This window comes from uncultured Actinomyces sp., from assembly GCA_900541895.1.
GTDB lineage: Bacteria > Actinomycetota > Actinomycetes > Actinomycetales > Actinomycetaceae > Pauljensenia.
In genome coordinates, this window is the sequence record UWSI01000033.1 from 1 (window position 1) to 17,655 (window position 17,655).

Genomic DNA, 17,655 nt, shown 5'->3' on the forward strand with positions numbered 1-17,655 from the left:
GGCCCCGATTTTCATCGGGGCCCGGCCTGTGCTTTGCGCTTAGAAGCGCATTCGCGTTATGCGATCAGTCGCGGCGCTTGCGAGCGGCACCGAGAGTCCCAACGCCTGCTGCCAGCAGCATGGCGGTGAGGATTGCGATCCACTGCGCATCCGAACCGGTCTTCGCCAGGATCGACTTCACGGGCTGCGAAGGTGACGGGGCGGCTGGGATCAGCGTGAGCGGGAAGTCCATATCAAGGTTGACTTCGCCCTCTGCCACGGTGACATCCTTGGAGGTTGCCACTGCCTCGTAACCGGAGGGAACCTCAATCGATACACTGTAGGTGCCGGGGAGGACTCCCTCGAAGCGGTAGTTACCGTTTGCGTCGGTCGTCGTGCGAGCAACTTCGTTGCCAGATGCATCCTTGAGGATGACGGTCACGCCGGGGACACCGGGTTCACCGTTGTCAACACCGTTGTGGTCCTGATCGTTCCACACGCGGTCGCCGATGGTCGCTGGCTTCACGAAGCCGAAGTCAACGCCCTGGACCGAAGAGTCACCGATGGTCACCGATGCCTCGGTCGCGTTGCGACCGTTGTAGGCCTGCGTGTTGGTCAGACCAGCCAGATCACCGGTGGTGGGATCAACGATCGACACCTTGTAGTTGCCGGGGGCAAGACCGGTGAACTGGTAGTTACCGTTTTCGTCCGTCATCGTGGTCACGGGGTTGCCATCCTTATCCAGGATGGGGTTGCCGTTTCCATCGAGCAGGGCAATGGTGCGTCCTGCGAATCGAGCTTCGGTGTCGCTCTTCGAGTAGCTGGCATCGGAGTCGCGGTAGAGCGTTCCTCCGAGGTTGTAGCCACCCTTGAAGGATGCCGAGGACTCGTTATTCGTCGGGTTATCACCGTACTGATCCTGGTGCGTGATCGTTGCGACGTTCGTGATCAGCGAGCCAACGCCCTCACCGGTGATACGCACGGTGATGGTGATGGTCTTGACCTCGTCCTTCGCAATGGTCAGGTTCGACAGATCCCACTTACCGGTCTCTGCGTTGTAAGAGCCATCGCCCTGAGCGGACACGAAGGTGACGCCTGCAGGCAGCTTATCGGAAGCGGTCACACCGGTTGCCACGCTCGGACCATTGTTGGTCAGAGTGAGGGTGTAGGTGATTTCCTTTCCGGGTGCGAAATCGAAGGTGCCCTGCTCCTCTGCCGAGGGAGTGGTGATCGCCTTCTTAATCGCGGTGTCTGCTGCTGCAGTGAATGCCCAGTCCTGGTCCTCGTTGGTCATCGAGGTCGGGGTCAGGGTGACCTTAGAGCTCAGGGAGAGGTTTTGGTTCTCCGAGGCCTTTACGTCGCCCGAAGGTGCGTGGCTCTGAGCGGTGCACTCGGGGCAAGCTGTTGCCAGCGAGTCCTTATCGACGGTGACTGTGTAGTCTCCGGGGGCCAGATTCTTGAAGGAGTACTTGCCGTTCTCATCGGTTGTCGTCGTGAGAGTCTTCTGAACTCCTGCAGGAGTCGTGTAGGTCAGTGTGACCTTCACTCCAGCAAGCGGCTTGTCTGCGCCAGAGGGAGCAGAACCACCGTTGTTGTCGACATCCCAGAAGATCGTGTCACCGATCTTTCCGTCTGCAACGAGGCCGAAGTCGACGGTCTCATCGTTCTGCCCCTCGGTGAGCGTCACGTTGCTCTCGGCACCGTTGGAATCCTTCTCGCCATCCGCAGCCGCGTAGGACTTGGTTGCGGAGTAGCCGGCGGGAGGAGTGAAGGTGACCTTGTAGCTTTCCTCGCCCGCGTTCGCGACGATCCGATCGACGTTCGGCATCAGGTTGGTGAACTCGTACTTGCCGTTGACGTCCGTGGTCACCGGCTTGACGGGGTTGCCGTCCAGGTCGATGACCGGGTTGCCAGCACCGTCGGTCAGAGTGACGGTGACGCCGGCAACGCCATACTCGTCGGCATCCTGGATGCCGTCCTTGTTGGCGTCGAACCACACGTAGTCACCCAGTGATGCAGGCTTGACGAATCCAAAATCAACCTTCGAAACGTTGGCGTTCGAGGTAGTCAGAGAAATCGTCGGGGTCGTGAGCTTCCCCTTGCCTGCCTCGCTGCGCTTGGTCGAGGTCTGGTAGCCGTAGGTCTGCGTGTAATCGGACAGCGATGCGTTCTCTCCGTCAATGGTGGCGTGGTCGGGAACGACCTCAACCTTGTAGTCGCCCAAAGGCAGGCGGTTGAAGGTGTAGTTGCCATTGGCGTCGGTAGTCGCGGTGATGTCAGCGCCAGAGGAATCCTTAACGGGGTTGCCGTTAGCATCCAGCAGGCGGACAGTCACGCCTTCGAAAGGCTTGTCGATTCCGGGATCATTCACCCAAGTGGCATCCGTGTCGTTGTAGATGGTACCCGAAATGGAGCCGCCCACGGTGAAGGAAGCACTCGAGGTGTTGTTCGAAGGATCTGAATCCTTCTGATCGTATTCACCCAGAGTTGCCGTGTTCGTGATGGTCCTGCCCTCGGTGTAGGGGTTGACCTTCACCAGAACGTAGAGCGTCTGGGTTCCGTTCACCGCAAGGTTTGTATCCAACTGGCCGGAGGGCATTGCCTCCCAGTCAGTGTCCAAATTCGCGAAATCCGGGTTCGAACTGTGCTGTACGCCGACGCAGGGAGTGGTTGCATCAGTCTGGCACAGGCGGACCTGCGAGGAGATAAATTCGATTCCCTGCGGAAGGACATCCTTAATCTTCATGCCAGAGGCGACAGCCGGTCCCTTGTTATTCAAGGTGATCGTGTACAGCATGTAATCGCCGGGCATAACCGGGTCAGACGACTCGATTGTTTCCGGGATTCCATTTGCATCCATGACCGGTTGATCACCGTTCACCTTAACGCGAGCAACCTTCTTGGTGACCGACACGTCAGTGGAGACGTTGATGCCAACCTTGGGTGCTTCGTTCGGCTGCAGGTAGGAGACCTTACCGTTTTCGGTCACACCGCCAGCCATTGCAACGGAGTTCCAAGCGATCAGGTTCGCGTTGACCGGAGAGGTCATGGTTGCCACGAACTGGATCTTTTCGCCGACCTCAATATCGCGGTTCATAACCAAGCGGAAGCCCTTAATGGTCTTCAGGTCAGACGGCGCGGGACCCCAAGCATTGGGCGTACATCCCGCAGGACCATCGTTCATTGCGCCACCGACGCTCATCACTTCACCACGGCAGGGGTTATCAACCGTCGTGTACTGGATTGTGATATCCGAGGCGGGAACCTCGGTGGTCACGGGATCCTGACCCGACTTCTCCTTGATCGACTGGAAGGTCCAGTTGGTCGAGTTCAGGTGAGGCTGCCAAGAGGAGCCGCGTGCCTGAGAAGAGGCAGGGCCAACGCCCACGTCACCCGGGTGGGGGAGGATGTCATAGGCGACAACCTTCGTCAGGGGAGTGTTGCCAGTGTTTGAAATGGTGAAACGGTATGCGCCATCCGAACCCGGATCGATCTTTGCGATCTCTCCGGCAGGAACGAAGTCAGCATCCTTATTGCCCTTGACTTCCTTCGTGATGTTCATTGCGGGGGTGATCGCAACGTTGAAGTTGGCATTGGAGGAACAGAGGTAATCCTCAGTTGAACCATTACCGTTGACGTCGAAGGTGTCTTTGTCGCGACCGCTGAGGCAGTAGTTCGCATTGCGCAGGCTCTTGTCTACAGCAATGTCCTTGGCACCGTCACCGGGCATGTAGGTCATTGCCTGGTTCACGGTTTGTCCAGCGGGTGCGGAACTCTTCACGGTCGTGTCGAAACTCGTGTAAAGCGATCCCTCAACCGGGTCGGGGACGATCATGCGGAGCAGGGTGCGTCCCGTACCGTTGTAGTTCTTCGTGATCTCGATCTGGACCTTGCTGAGGTCGTACTTGCTTCCATCAGGGTTGGTTAGAGGTGAACCAGAATTGAGGCTGACTGAAGAGGCATCGTCGATGTCGAAGCCTTCAGGAAGAAGATCTGCAATGGTAAACGGTGTGGGCGTACCACCTTGAGCAGTGGTACGAACAGAGCCATTGACGCCGAAAGATGCTTTCTTTCCGACGACTACGGGATTCGTCCTGACAACCTTGAATACTCCCACTCCGGGGAGGTCGTCGCGCACGCGCATCCAGGAGCACAAGTCATCGCTGGAAGCGAGGACTGCACCGGTGTCCTTATCCGTCAGAGTGCCGGTTGCACAGTTCTGGAAGCGGACGTAGTCGGGAGAAGCGACATAGTTGAAGTACTTCTCAGGCGGGAGGACCGGGTTGTAGTGGCTGGCGAAATCCGAGGGCTCTTCCTTGGGGAGGGACGAGGAGATCGTGCCTTGGAACCAGATAGATGCGGTGGTCTGAGGGGCAACATCGCTATCGATGGTGAAGCGGGTGATCCATTCGCCATCGGGAAGGGTGATGTCAGCCGTCTGGGTGTAGTTGGCGACAACGTGATTACCCTTATTGGTCCAGTATTCGAAAGTCCAGCCGCCCTTATCTTCGTAGCCAGACTTGCCGAAGATGTTGAAGCGGTAAGGGCTCACCATGGTCGGTTGATCACAGTTGCCACCCGCAGCCTTTGCGTCCTGAGTAGACCAGGTGCACGGCAGGGTGTCATCGAAGTGAACGTGTGTCGTCGTATTGCCGGTGTTGGCAGCGCCGAAACGCCATTGAGTGAGGCCCTTACGAACTTGGTACTGGTTGTCGTTACCAGTCTTAATAACACGACCTCCAGGCTTACGAACTGCAAAACCGTGGGTGATTTCAGAGCTCTTCGTCATGACGGTTGTGGGGTCATTTTGAACCGCAGCCGTGATGGTGGCCTTATTTGTGACCGTGTCGGCCGTCGTTACCGAACCTTCGGGGTATTTCACGGTAACGAGGGACTCGATGGGGTTTTGCCATGCCCACTTGTCATAGGACCAAGTAACAGTGTGGGTTGCCGGATCGTAAACGCCGCCGTTGGTAGCGGAGACGAATACTGCCTTTGCAGGAAGAGGATCGACGACCTTAATGTCCTGGACCTGCACGAAGCCGGTGGCGTTGACGCCATTCTTCAGTGAGGAACCATTCCAACGGATACCAACCTTATTGGGGTTGGTTTGGTCGATCTGCTGGTAGCCGTAACGCAGCTTATAGGTCGTTTCACCGCCGACAGCAGGGTAGCCATTCGGGTTTGTCGAACCGCTCTTCTCGATGGCGATATCGGTGTTCGCGGTCCACTTGGTGGTCTTTGAGTCATCGATAGAGTCAGCGTTGGTAGCCGTGAAGTTCACCTGTTGGGTGGTCGTTGAGTTGTTCGGCGCATCGTTGCCGTCGTAGTTCCAGGTGATCTGGATACGGTCGGAAGTTCCTGCGGGGATCGACTTCTGCAAGGGGAAGACGAGTTTCTTCATCCTCGGGTTGCCCGCCACAATGCTCTGCTCGGTGCGCAGAACCGTTGAACCTGTCACGGCGACTGCAGTGTAGAGCTTGTCTGTCAGCGCCGTACCCGCAGGGGTAACGGGTGCAGGAAGCAGCACTTCAATGCTTGCGCCTTCACAGGGGGTAGTCACCGACGAACATGCGTAGTTAATCGTCGTGATCTGCTTGTCGCGAATCGCAAGGGTGGGACTGTCGTTCGTGACCGTCATTGCAAGGGTTGCCGGCTTCGAGCTGGTCGCACGTGCGCGACGTGAACGAGGCTGGTTTGCCTCTGCAGAGGTATTTGCGTCCTGAGCGGAGGTATCCGAGGTGTTTGCCTCGGTTCCGCCTGCTACAGGGGTCTGTGAGTTGGAGGCTGCCGTCTGCTCGGATGCGGAGGTGCTAGCGTCGCTAGCGTTCTCCGTTCCTGAGGCCGAGGCCGCCTGGGTGGTTTCGCTTGCGCTGTTGTTGTCTGCCGCGACACTACCGTTAAACGGAGTGAAGGAAGTCAACAGAAGCGAGGCTGCTGCGAGAGTTGCAACACCCGCCGCTCGCGCGCGCGTTTTTAAAAGTTTGGGATGTGACATCGAAAATCTTTCTCAATCGCACAATTTATAGGGATTCAGTATCTAATCTACAGTTCGAAGAATCGCTGGGCAATTGCTTGTGGAAATAGTCATTTCAAACTATTTCTTTCAAAAAAGTGGTTGACTAATAGTCATCTGTATGCTGCATGTTCTGGGTATAACGAAGCCCCGCGATTCCAAAGGAACCGCGGGGCTGTATGAAGTCTAACCGATTACCTGGCGTCACCATTGAAAAGGTGAGCGTAATAATGAGGTGTGGCTAGGCTTAGTTTCGAGCATCGCGTACGAACTTTTGCAAGGCTGCAATATGTGCGCTGCTTGCCGGGGTGTTTGGCTGGTTCATTGTCCACGTATTCCCGCCGTTGGAAACTACAAGTGCAAGTGCTGTGCCGCCGTCGGGAGTAGAAATCGTCTGAGATGAGATGCTCACATCCTTTGCTGGCCACTGGTAACTTGCGATCTGCTCGCGATACGAGTGACGGAGGTCGAAAACGATTTCACTGCCGTAGAGCCAGCCTTTGACTGAATACAATGCGCACATTCGAAAAGTAGAGAAAAGACGGGCATCTGGATCTGTTGTATCACGATCTGATGTGTTCCCCCAGACTGTTCTCTGTGATGAGTTATTGGGGTCGGGTAGTTCATATTCAGCTGCGGCAAACGAGAAAAATGGAGCAACGTCGTTATCCTCAGAATCGCCTTTGGCTGCTAGATCGATTGATTGTTCCGTTCTAATGGTCTCATCGACCTCGGCGTGGAATGTTTGCACAATTTTTTTGAATGTTTCTTGGTCTTGCCAATGTAGGTATACGCATGTGCCGCAACCAATGGCAGTGAGCACCGTGAGACCAAGGCATAGCCCTTGGAATGACTCTGAGAATAAGCCAGCTACAAGCGTTAGCAAGAACAGGACACCACTTGTTTTTGCGAGAGGGGTGATGAAGTGCTTCCACGGTTTGAATTTGAATGTGTAGTAGTCGAATATTGACCGATAGTTAATGGTCGATCTTTCGTAGTGGTTCTGTGCGCTCATCGGATGTTGGGCTTTCGTAGTGGGTGTTGATGGGGGCGTGAAGGCTGATCGGAAATACGTAAAACCCTAGGCCCGCAGCTTGGATTCTATCAGTTAAAAGTACAAAAGTGGATGTTCCATGGATGCTCTTAGGTGCTGCATCTGGATTTCGTGCCGCACCTTTTAGGAGCTTGTCTTGGTCCACATTGGGATAAGACGGTTAGTGCAACCGGTTGGGTTTGGATGCTAGTGGGTCAGAGACCTGCTCAGAAAATGTGATGAAGCCCCGCGATTCCAAAGGAACCGCGGGGCTGTTTGCGGAGACGGCGGGATTTGAACCCGCGAGGGGCGTGAACCCCTACCTCCTTAGCAGGGAGGCGCACTCGACCGGACTATGCGACGTCTCCAGTGCCGACTACTCTAAGGCATTTTCCCTTCGCGTGCGAAATGCGCGCGCTGGGAAGCTCAGTATCGTCGGTACAGCGGAGGGCAAGGGATTCGAACCCCTGGTGCCATTGCTGACACAACGGTTTTCAAGACCGTCACCTTCGGCCACTCGGTCAGCCCTCCAGACCCGCCAATCATAGCGGATCTTGATCTGTTCGCATATTCGTCTTTCCAAATATGCTCTCGATCCCTTTATTTCTCAGCGGTGGCGACGGAAAGGCACCCACGAACGACGGTCAGCTGGCGCCTCTTCTGGATGGTCCAATAGGCCTCGGGAAATCGCGGAAGCAAACGGTGGCCACATCGGCACTCGGCCAACCAAAACGCACTGAATTGCCCAGGCGATATCGCCGCTGCGAGGCCTCGACTCTTCAATCCGCTCATTGTCAAAGGACAAGGCATGAAGCCACTGTCCAGGCTGGACAATAAGCTCATCGTTAATGAAATCCAACCACGAGCGGTAACAGTGTTCGTAGTGCTCGACTTCACCTTCGCTGGCACCGTCATCGCGCAGTGCTCGTGCAAGTGATACCGCGGCGCAGACGCCTTCACAGGCGACCCACATGAAGTGTCGGTCGTCCAGAATTTCCGCCTCGTGATGCTCGAAGCCCACCGAGGTCACAAATCCCGCGTAGCCCTTCTTACGCCATCCATCAACGCGTGCTCGCTCGAAGAAGTCTTGCCCGGCTTCGAGAAGCGCGTCATCACTCTTACGCCCTAGGGACCTCAAGGCTGCGCGAACCTGAATGCACAGCCGGGACCAGCGCAGCAAGCTGCCGATCTGCACGCCTTCAAGCACCGGAGTTGCAGACCAATGCTCCCATTTCTTCGACCAATCGGCCTCGGTTTGAGGAACGGGGGAGAGCTCCTCGATATCGATGTATTCGCCCACCCTCCACGAGGCCTCGCTTCCCATCTGCACGACCGTGCGGGTGATGGATTCGGCTCGGTCGATCCATACGGGGTCGGCGGTTGCCTCGGCAGCTGCTAGGTACGCCTCGGCGGTCGAAGCAAGGGTTCCAAGGGAGATAATTGGCGCCTTGTGCTGCGTACTTCCCGAGGCTATGGCTCCGTAGACCAGTCCGTTGGGGGCAAGCCAACGGCGCTCTTGCTCGTGGAGGGCATCAAGGAGGAGCTCGTGGGCACTGGGGCGATTGGCAACCGTCGCGGCCGCGCTCGCACTGATGAGCAGTGCGTTATCAAGCTGGTAGTCGATTTCTCCGCTGCGCACGTCAGCCTTGTATTCATCGGAATTGATGGTTTCCGGATCGTCGGTGGCAGTCGCTTCGGGAAGCTTGTGAAGATGATCGTGGATGACACGGCGAAGAGTCTTAGTCGCGTGGTCGGCATAGCGTCGTGAACCAGGAAGGCCAAGAAGCGTTCCCAAGGAAAAAGCGTGGAGCATTCGAGCGCTGAGGCTGAATTGATCGCGTTCACTGGGTTCCTCGCCGTCTGGACCTTCACTAAACCCCGAAGGCGTCGTACTCACTTTTGCTTCTGCGATCAGTGCTTGAAGTTGTGCTGACAGCCAGCGATTGTGCTCGATCGAATCCAACCAGCCCATGGGGGTCTCCTTTGTCTTCCATGCATGTCGCGCTGCGTCGTTGCCGGGGCGACATTCACATTGAGTTTAACGCAAGGGAGTAAAGCGTGTGAGTAGGCCAATCTGCTTGCGGAGTGAATCTGTCCCTTATCGTGAAATACCTTGCACGGTTTAGGGAAACATTGCAGACTAAAAGCATGTTTGATCGAGCTGGCACTGTTGCCCTTCCCGAAGACCTTACTGATATTGATGCGCTGATTTCCGCGTATTACGACATTGAGCCGGATCCCTCAAACCCCGATCAACGGGTGTCTTTTGGTACCTCCGGTCACCGCGGTAGCGCATTCGATGGCAAGTTCAATGAAGCACACATCGCTGCGATTACCCAGGCGATTGTTGACTACCGAGCCGAGCAGGGTTTCAACGGCCCGCTTTTCATCGGTCGTGACACCCACGCGCTGAGTGAACCCGCATGGCGCACCGCCCTGGAAGTCTTGGCCGCAAATAATGTCGATGTTCGCATCGACGCACGTGGTTCCTACACTCCGACCCCTGCGGTTTCTGTGGCGATTCTCGGTGCAAATGGAGCTCCCAAGCACCTGCGTACGACTGGGGAAGGGCTGGCCGACGGTATTGTTGTCACCCCCAGCCACAACCCGCCTCGTGACGGCGGATTCAAGTACAACCCGCCTCACGGTGGTCCCGCGGACTCCGATGCGACCTCGTGGATCGCCAAGCGCGCAAACGAAATCCTTGAAAAGGGCTGGCGCAGCGTCGATCGCGTGCTGGGTTCGGACCTGCTGGATCACCCCAGCATCCACCGTTTCGATTACCTCGCCTACTATGTCGATCAGCTTGACCAGGTGATCGATATTGATGCGATTCGCGAGGCCGGCGTGCGCATTGGCGCCGATCCCCTCGGTGGCGCTTCGGTGGACTACTGGGGAGCGATCGCCGAGCGTTACGGCTTGGAACTGACCGTTGTGAACCCCAAGGTTGACCCCGCATGGTCCTTCATGACACTGGACTGGGATGGAAAGATCCGCATGGATTGCTCCTCTCCCTATGCGATGGCTTCTCTTCGCGATGCAATGACTCCGGATGAGAACGGAAATACTCCCTACGACATTGCGACCGGAAATGACGCCGACTCGGACCGTCACGGAATCGTGACGCCCGACGGTTTGATGAATCCGAACCACTACCTGGCCGTTGCGATCGAGTACCTGTTCACGCATCGCCCGAACTGGCCCGCAGAAGCTGCGGTCGGTAAGACCCTGGTGTCCTCGGCCCTCATCGACCGCGTTGCTGATTCGATTGGCCGAAAGCTCGTTGAGGTCCCCGTCGGCTTCAAGTACTTCGTTCCCGGTTTGGTTAGTGCTGAGCTCGGTTTCGGTGGCGAGGAAAGCGCAGGAGCCTCCTTCCTTCGTAAGGATGGCACCGTGTGGTCCACCGATAAGGACGGAATCATCTTGGCGCTGCTTGCCTCTGAGATTCTGGCTGTTACCGGCAAGACGCCCTCGCAGCTGCACGAAGAACAGGTCGAACGTTTCGGGGCCTCGGCTTATGCGCGAATCGATGCGCCTGCGAACCGTGAAGAAAAGGCGAAGCTTGCCGCTTTGTCGCCCGAGGACGTTTCTGCAACTGAACTGGCCGGTGACCCCATCACCGCAAAGCTCGTGCGCGCGCCGGGTAACGACGCAGCGATCGGTGGCCTGAAGGTGACAACCGATGTTGCGTGGTTTGCTGCCCGTCCTTCGGGCACCGAGGATGTCTACAAGATCTATGCCGAGTCCTTCCGTGGAGCCGAGCACCTTGCTCAGGTTCAGGAAGCGGCGAAGCAATTGGTGAGCGAGGCCTTGAAGGGCTGAGTTTCGCAGAGAAAGCGTTGTGGGGTGCGGAGTTGCATTGCGGCGCTGCACCCCACTGTTATTCACGTTCAGGATTTGCGGCCTTGGTGGAAAAAGAGCCTCCTGACCGGTACCTTTAAAGGGTCTCATTAAAGCAGGAGAGGTCCGGTAAAAATGGCGGAAAGAACGCAAGAAGGTGCGGATACGTTAACCTCTGCACGCCCGCCTTTTCCCTGGCGCCGGATGATCCTCCTCATGGGTGCGGCAGTTGGACTTCTTGCGGGACTTGACGCAGCTCTTGTTCGCTTGGGTGCTCTTGCTCCCGTGGGCTCCACTGATTTGGGCGTAATCCACGGAATCCTCATGGTCTACGGCTTCCTGGGAACAGCGATCTGTTTAGAACGTGCGGTAGCGCTGAACTCTCGATGGGCCTACCTTTCCCCAGCTACCTCGGCGCTCGCGGGAATTGCCGCCATTGTCATCTCTCAAAGCCCTGCGGTCGCCCATTTCATTTCCACATTGCCGCTTCCGGCTTACCTGAGCCGCATCCTTCCCGGATATCAATCCCAACGGATGCTCCCAGCGGTGCTGTGGACAATCTCCATGATCACCCTGATCATGATCTATCGGCACGTGTGGAGAAAACGTCAGGCCTCCTACCCAGTCCTCATCCAGCTGATCGCTGCCTGCGTCGGCCTGTGTGGGATCCTCTTGTGGATGCGAGGCTTGGAAGTCGCTCTCATCATGCCCTGGTGGCTATTCTTCTTGGTTCTGACGATCATCGGTGAGCGACTTGAGCTGGCACGCCTTGCCTTCAGTGAGACAACCGAGAAACGAATCTTGGTCTGGGTCGCTGCTCTGTTCATCTCGCTTGCGCTCACGCTGATTGTTCCCCTTGTCGCCTACCCGCTTCTGGGGATCTCCCTTGCGGCCCTTGCGATCGATATGGGTTATCACGACGTCGCCCTCAAAACCATCAAAATCCCTGGAATCCCGCGTCTTTCAGCAGTTGCGATGCTCGCGGGATATGGGTGGGCACTGCTTCCTGCTCTCCTCTGGATCGCCGCGCCACCAAGCTTTTCCGGCTACGGCTACGATGCGATTGTCCACGCCCTGACAGTGGGTTTTGCAGTCTCCATGGTCATTGCGCACGCGCCGGTTATTATTCCCTCGGTGATTCGTCGCGAGGTTCCCTACCACTTCTCGATGTGGGTCCCTTTGGCTCTTTTCCACCTGAGCTTGCTGATTCGTTTCCTGTCTGGCGCGCGCGAGGCCGCACTTCCCTGGCGCTTTGGCGGAGCGCTGGGAGTGTGCGCATTCCTCCTCTTCGTGATTACGACTGCGAGCGTGACAATTGCGAACACAAGGCGTGATCGGAGCGCCCATGCCTGAGATTTCTTCTTCTGGGGCGGGACTGAGTATCGGTGCGGGACCGGCGGGCGCTCCCACCGGCGCCCCGGGACGCGGACGCCCCTCCCGAATGCGCATCGATCGCTTGGGAACCACGTGGATGATCATCGCGGTTCTCATGGCAGTAGTAACCCTCTTCCTTCACCGCCACATGCCGCAGCCTCTGTGGACCATGATCCACTTGGTGACATTAGGCGTCTTAAGCAATGGAATTTTCCAATGGTCATGGTTTTTTGCCCGCTCCCTTGCACGTCTGGCAGCCGATGATCGCAGAGCCCACTCGGACAACCTGCGTCGGATGTTGGGCTTCAATGCATGTTTTGCTTTGCTCTTTATTTCGATGTGGCTTGGTTGGTTCATCGGAACTGTCGTTGCGGCAACGGGTATTGCTGCAATTGCTGCCTGGCATGGAGCCGCGATGCTGTCGGTTCTTCGCGAGCGTTTGGCCTCGCGCTTTGTCATTGTCGTGCGCTACTACGTGTGTGCCGCAGCTTTCTTTGTACTCACCGCACTTCTTGCTGGTTTCGTCACCACCACAATGTTTTCTTCTTCCATTCCCGAGGCCTTCCTGGCGATGCGCGATCGTCTGACCTTTGCGCATGCACTCAGTGGCGTCGGTGGTTGGTTGGGATTAAGCATCGGCGGCACCGCGATTACCTTGGGGCCAACAATCTTGCGTACGCGGATGTCTCCCGATGCAGTTTCTTGGGGTATTAAAGTTCTTCCGCCCTGGTGCGTCAGTTTGCTGATCGCGGTATGTGGAGCTCTCTTAGGAGTGATGCCCCTGGTCGGTGCCGGAATTTTAGGTGCGGCAGCCTGCGCGATTATGGGAATTCTTATCCCCTATGCGCGTGTTTTAGCAGCAAAGAAACCTCAAGAGTATTCCGCATGGTCATTCCTGATCGGATTGGGATGGATTGCCCTCGGCATTCTTTTCTTGGGAATCATGGCGCTTTTTGTCAGTACGCCGAGCCAGATACGGGTACTGACCATGATGTGGCTTCCGATTATTGGAGCGGGTGGTTTTGTCCAGCTTTTTGAGGGAGCACTGAGCTATCTGATGCCAGTTGTCATCGGAGGCGGTCCTTCGGTTGTCAGAATTGGTATCGCGATTCTTGACTGGCAGTTTGCGTTGCGCGTGTCGCTGAGAAATGGAGCCCTGTTCCTTCAAGTTGTCCTTTTCTGTGCTGCCGCAAGCACAGCGGTTACTACTCTTCGATATGCGCTCTGGCTGGTCGTGATTATGACCTTCGCAATTGACATCGTGATGTTTGCGCGCGCGGGAAAAAATCAAGCACGAGCGCGTCTAGAACGCATCAAAGAGATGAGTGAAAGTAGGAAGGCTCAATGAGCGAAGAAACCACCGGACCCTCGCGGGCAGCAATGGTCTTCACTGGCCTTGGCGCTGTTGTCGCACTGGTTCTTGCCAGTGTCCTAGCTGGCGGAAGTAACGCAACGCAAAACTCAGTGGCGGGGAATACCCCAAGCGTGGCCTCGTCAACTCAGGTGAAAGAAACCGGCGAAACCACCCACGTGGAAATCGGTGTCCAAGGAATGTCTTTCACGCCCTCTGTCATTCATGTTCCTGCGGGAAATCGCCTGCACATCACTTTCACAAACACCGCGGAGCAACGTCACGACCTGGTTTTGGCCAATGGGCAAACGACCGGGTCTCTGGCCCCGGGAGCAAGCGCGGAGCTGGATGCCGGAGTGATCACAGCCGATACCGAAGGCTGGTGCTCACTTCCAGGACACCGTGAGATGGGGATGACGCTCAGCATTGTTGCCGATGGCGCACCGGGCGGTTCTGCCGCAGCGGGCTCGCACTCTGGCGGCGCCTCCCACAACCACGAGGTTGCAACGGGGAGGGGAATCCCAACTGCAGACCAGCTGCGAGCCTATGCGGCGAAAGTCGATCCCTATCCCGCTGAAGTTGCACCGGCCTCGGAAGAAAAAGATCACTACTACACCCTGGTTGCACGCGATGATATCGTGCAGAACCTGAGCGACAATGTCAGCCGGACGGTCTGGACTTTCAACGGGAATACTCCGGCGCCCACCCTGCGTGGAAAGATTGGCGATACCTTCCACATCACCCTCAAAAACGAAGGGACAATGGGGCATTCTCTGGACTTCCACGCGGGCGATATTGCGCCAGATGAGGCCATGAAGACCATCGATCCGGGGCAAACGCTGGAATACACCTTCACAGCGAAGGCAGCCGGTATCTGGATGTATCACTGCTCGACGCACCCCATGTCTATGCACATTGCTAACGGCATGACCGGTGCGGTGATTATTGACCCCACTGATCTGCGCCCAGTGGATCACGAGTACGCGATGGTTGCGACCGAGCTGTACTTGGGGGACAACGGTGGTACTGCGAACGCAACGAAGATCGCCTCGATGATGCCTGACCTGCAGGCATTCAACGGTCGCCCCTTCCAGTACGATGCGCACCCCCTCAAGGTGAAGGTCGGTCAGCGCGTGCGTTTCTGGCTGATGGATTCGGGCCCAAATACCGCCATGTCCTTCCACATCGTCGGTGGTCAATTCGATACCGTCTGGGATGAAGGTGGGTACACGCTCATCGACGGCGGCAATGCCATTAGCCGTGGGGGAGGGGGGTCTCAGACCTTCCCCATGCTTCCCGCGCAGGGTGGTTTTGTGGAGCTTTCCTTTAAGGAGCCGGGTACCTACACCTTCGTTAACCACATCATGAGCCTTGCTGAGGCCGGAGCTCACGGAAAGATTGAAGTGACTAACTAACCCACGTTCAAGGGGTGCGCGGCACCATAAGCGTGGGGAGTGCCAAAGGTAGCTAAGAACGCATAAACTGGCACAGTGCTGTCGACCTATGGGGAAATCCTTCGTCTGAACCGGGCATGGCGTTTTTCAGCCGCCGGCTTCATTTTGCGCCTACCCATGTCCGTTATGCCGATTTCGATCATCTTGGCGATCCAGGCGGCTTATGGAAACTACACCCTCGCGGGTGCGGTTGCGGCGATCAATATCATCGCTTTGGCGGTAAGCGCGCCGATGTGGGCACGCCTAGTCGACCGCTACGGACAGCTCAAAGTTATGGGGCCGGTTTTTGCGGTCTCGGCAGCTGCGACCATTGTGTTGTTCGTGGCGATTCTTCAGATGGCTTCGCCGTCGATCTTGTTCGTTTCGGCCGGAATTGCTGGTGCGAGTTGGGGGTCTCCGGGCGCATTGGTCCGAGCTCGGTGGATCCGCACCACCGACACGGTGTCACAGCTCAATAGCGCATTTGCTCTCGAGGCCGCTGTCGATGAATTCGTCTACATCGTCGGGCCTGTCGTTGCAACGGTTTTGGGAACCGTTCTGCACCCGACGACCGGTGTTGTCGTCTCCATTGTTTTCCTTTCTGTCGGCGCGGTGCTCTTCTTATCCCAGCGTTCTTCGGAACCCCTTCCATTGGGGAAGGCTGGTCGCGCCGCTCAGGTAGCTAGCGACGGAACTGAGTGCTCAAAGGACGCGGCATCGGATGCTCAGGGCGCAACGGCCTCGGCACCCGTACGCGAACGATCCCTGCTTCTTCTTCCCGCGATGATCGTTCTCACGCTGACTTACGCGGCAATGGGCGCACAATTCGGTGCAAATGACATTGCTGCTGTTGCTTTCACCAAGGAACTTGGGGTTCCCGCTCTTTCGGGTGTTCTACTTGCAATGTTCTCGCTTGGCTCGTTTATCGCCGCACTGATCTACGGTGCGCGGAGCTGGCGACGTCCTCTGTGGCAGCTCTTTGCGATTGGCGTTGTCGCCTTGGCAATTGGTATGACCGCCTATCTGCTGGCGCATACGATCATTGCCTTGGCTGTCATCATGTTGATCAGCGGTATTGCCTGTGCCCCCACCATGACGAACGTCAACATGATGGTCACCAAATCTGTTCCTAGACATCGTCAGACCGAAGGCCTGGCGTGGTTGAGTACTGCCATTAATCTGGGCGTTTCGTTGGGATCTTCTGCCGCGGGTCCCGCTGCCGACCGTTATGGTTCGGGCGGCGCCTACGTGATGATTGCAATCTTTGCGTGGGTCATGGTTCTCATCATGCTCATTGGTCTTCCGCCTTTGAGGCGTTCCATGGAGAAGTCTGCTGTGGAAGAAGCGCAGCATCAGCGCGATCTTCTGAATGAGGACTGAAATTGGTGTTTGCCCCAAAGACCCTTCCCTCCCTTGCGCTTTCCGTTGCCTCTCGCCTTGACGAGGCCACGTCGACGGGGCTTGCCCGAGTGCTGGGATGGGCGGGCTTCTACCCGGGTGTTGTCGGTTTTGGAGGGTATGCCTCGCAGAGTCGTGCGCGCGTTCTGGCTCGCGTCATCATGGAAGACCGAGTGGGGGAGCGCTCGTGGTTGACCCAGCGGCGAGGATGGCGTCAGTTTTTTGATGCTCAGGTTCCTTTTCAGCCAGTTCTGGTGACCTGTGGTCAAGCCCAGAAGGTCGTCTTTACCGACGGCGGTGGATATGTTGACATTGAACTTGAAGGGCACGGTTTGGAACCGGGGTGGCAGCTCGCCTCGATTCAGCCTCTGAACGCGGTGGATGTTCAGCGAATGGGTGTTCGCGAGGGCGATCGCCTGTATCCCTCTTCTGATGTTGAAGGGGCTACTGCTGCGGGAGAGTCATTCTTACGTGTGGGCAAGGCTGAAGATGGCCGTGTTCTTGGTCGAATCCGTGCGGCAAAATCTGTTGATATCCCGTTGCGAGTGATCGGTGACGATGAACGCTACGGTGTTGTTTCAGATATTGATGACACGATCATTGTCTCGATGATTCCGCGTTTGTTGACCGCCGCGAAGCACGCGCTGATGGAGAGAGTCTCTGATCGCGAGGCCGTGCCAGGGATGGCGGGGTTCTTGCGGCGAGTAGCTCGTTTCAATCTTTATCCTTCGGATCAAGACAAACGCAGCGAACGTAAGGCCTCTTCATTGGGCGCGCATGGAAAGCAGGCGAATGCCTTGCCGGTGATGTATCTGTCGACTGGTCCGTGGAACCTGGTACCTGGCTTGCGCGAGTTCTTGCGCCGAACGGATTTTCCTATGGGCGCCTTCTTGATGACGGATTTTGGTCCATCAAATACGGGATGGTTCCGTTCTGGTGTTGAACATAAGAAACGTGAATTGCGGCGTCTTGTGCGTACCTTCCCAAATATTCAGTGGATCTTAGTCGGTGATGATGGTCAGCATGATCCGGAAATCTATGCGGAGTTCGCATGCGAGTTCCCGAAGAATGTTGCGCTGATTGCAATTCGCTCGCTGTCACAGTTCGAACAGCTGATGGCACACGGTACTCTTGATCCCATTTCTTTGGGAGAACTGGAAAAAATCCCCGACCAAATACCTCGTTTGTACGGTGAGGATGGATTTAGGCTAGGTCGAGCGGCTGCGGCTCT

At 56.6% G+C, this 17,655-nt stretch carries 9 protein-coding genes and 2 tRNA genes; 6 read left to right on the forward strand and 5 right to left on the reverse strand.

Annotated elements, in window-relative coordinates; genetic code table 11:
• Positions 1–64 precede the first annotated feature (64 nt).
• From QZR18_RS07275 to QZR18_RS07295, 5 genes are all read right to left on the reverse strand, one after another.
• Positions 65–5,977 (reverse strand): SdrD B-like domain-containing protein, encoded by a 5,913-nt coding sequence (locus QZR18_RS07275; RefSeq protein ID WP_178705775.1) that lies wholly within the window; start codon positions 5,975–5,977, stop codon positions 65–67.
• Positions 5,978–6,242: 265 nt separating this feature from the next.
• Positions 6,243–7,010 carry a hypothetical protein gene (locus QZR18_RS07280; protein WP_178705771.1) on the reverse strand — a complete coding sequence of 256 codons (768 nt, stop codon included), beginning with the start codon at positions 7,008–7,010 and terminating at the stop codon, positions 6,243–6,245.
• A gap of 297 nt (positions 7,011–7,307) precedes the next feature.
• Positions 7,308–7,396: transfer RNA gene (locus QZR18_RS07285), tRNA-Ser, on the reverse strand.
• 76 nt (positions 7,397–7,472) lie between these two features.
• A tRNA-Ser gene (locus tag QZR18_RS07290) sits at positions 7,473–7,559 on the reverse strand.
• A gap of 76 nt (positions 7,560–7,635) precedes the next feature.
• Positions 7,636–9,000, reverse strand: coding sequence for an AGE family epimerase/isomerase (locus QZR18_RS07295; protein WP_178705768.1), 1,365 nt, complete (start codon positions 8,998–9,000; stop codon positions 7,636–7,638).
• 176 nt (positions 9,001–9,176) lie between these two features.
• Here QZR18_RS07295 and pgm point away from each other — a divergent pair, with 176 nt between their 5' ends.
• From pgm to QZR18_RS07325, 6 genes are all read left to right on the forward strand, one after another.
• Positions 9,177–10,850 carry a phosphoglucomutase (alpha-D-glucose-1,6-bisphosphate-dependent) gene (gene pgm, locus QZR18_RS07300; protein WP_178705765.1) on the forward strand — a complete coding sequence of 558 codons (1,674 nt, stop codon included), beginning with the start codon at positions 9,177–9,179 and terminating at the stop codon, positions 10,848–10,850.
• Positions 10,851–11,003: 153 nt separating this feature from the next.
• A complete protein-coding gene (locus tag QZR18_RS07305) occupies positions 11,004–12,221 on the forward strand; it encodes a hypothetical protein (protein WP_295910813.1) in 1,218 nt (405 codons plus the stop codon).
• Entirely contained in the window at positions 12,214–13,590 is a 1,377-nt protein-coding gene (locus tag QZR18_RS07310; protein ID WP_178705762.1) for a hypothetical protein, read from the forward strand. Before QZR18_RS07305 ends, QZR18_RS07310 begins: the two co-directional genes overlap by 8 nt.
• On the forward strand, positions 13,587–15,008 hold the full coding sequence (locus tag QZR18_RS07315; protein WP_178705759.1) for a multicopper oxidase domain-containing protein: 1,422 nt from the start codon (positions 13,587–13,589) through the stop codon (positions 15,006–15,008). Before QZR18_RS07310 ends, QZR18_RS07315 begins: the two co-directional genes overlap by 4 nt.
• Positions 15,009–15,083: 75 nt before the next feature.
• Complete coding sequence (locus QZR18_RS07320) at positions 15,084–16,406, forward strand: MFS transporter (RefSeq protein WP_178705756.1); 1,323 nt, start codon at positions 15,084–15,086, stop codon at positions 16,404–16,406.
• Between the two features lie 5 nt (positions 16,407–16,411).
• Positions 16,412–17,655 (forward strand): App1 family protein (locus tag QZR18_RS07325; RefSeq protein ID WP_295910815.1); only part of this gene is annotated, 1,244 nt, incomplete at its 3' end.

What these genes read in the sequence shown, in the direction of transcription:
- QZR18_RS07310 (WP_178705762.1), top strand. Translation starts at nt 12,214, where the DNA reads ATGCCTGAGATTTCTTCTTCTGGGGCGGGACTGAGTATCGGTGCGGGA.
- QZR18_RS07315 (WP_178705759.1), top strand. Translation starts at nt 13,587, where the DNA reads ATGAGCGAAGAAACCACCGGACCCTCGCGGGCAGCAATGGTCTTCACT.
- QZR18_RS07305 (WP_295910813.1), top strand. Translation starts at nt 11,004, where the DNA reads ATGGCGGAAAGAACGCAAGAAGGTGCGGATACGTTAACCTCTGCACGC.
- pgm (WP_178705765.1), top strand. Translation starts at nt 9,177, where the DNA reads ATGTTTGATCGAGCTGGCACTGTTGCCCTTCCCGAAGACCTTACTGAT.
- QZR18_RS07275 (WP_178705775.1), bottom strand. Translation starts at nt 5,977, where the DNA reads ATGTCACATCCCAAACTTTTAAAAACGCGCGCGCGAGCGGCGGGTGTT.
- QZR18_RS07280 (WP_178705771.1), bottom strand. Translation starts at nt 7,010, where the DNA reads ATGAGCGCACAGAACCACTACGAAAGATCGACCATTAACTATCGGTCA.
- QZR18_RS07295 (WP_178705768.1), bottom strand. Translation starts at nt 9,000, where the DNA reads ATGGGCTGGTTGGATTCGATCGAGCACAATCGCTGGCTGTCAGCACAA.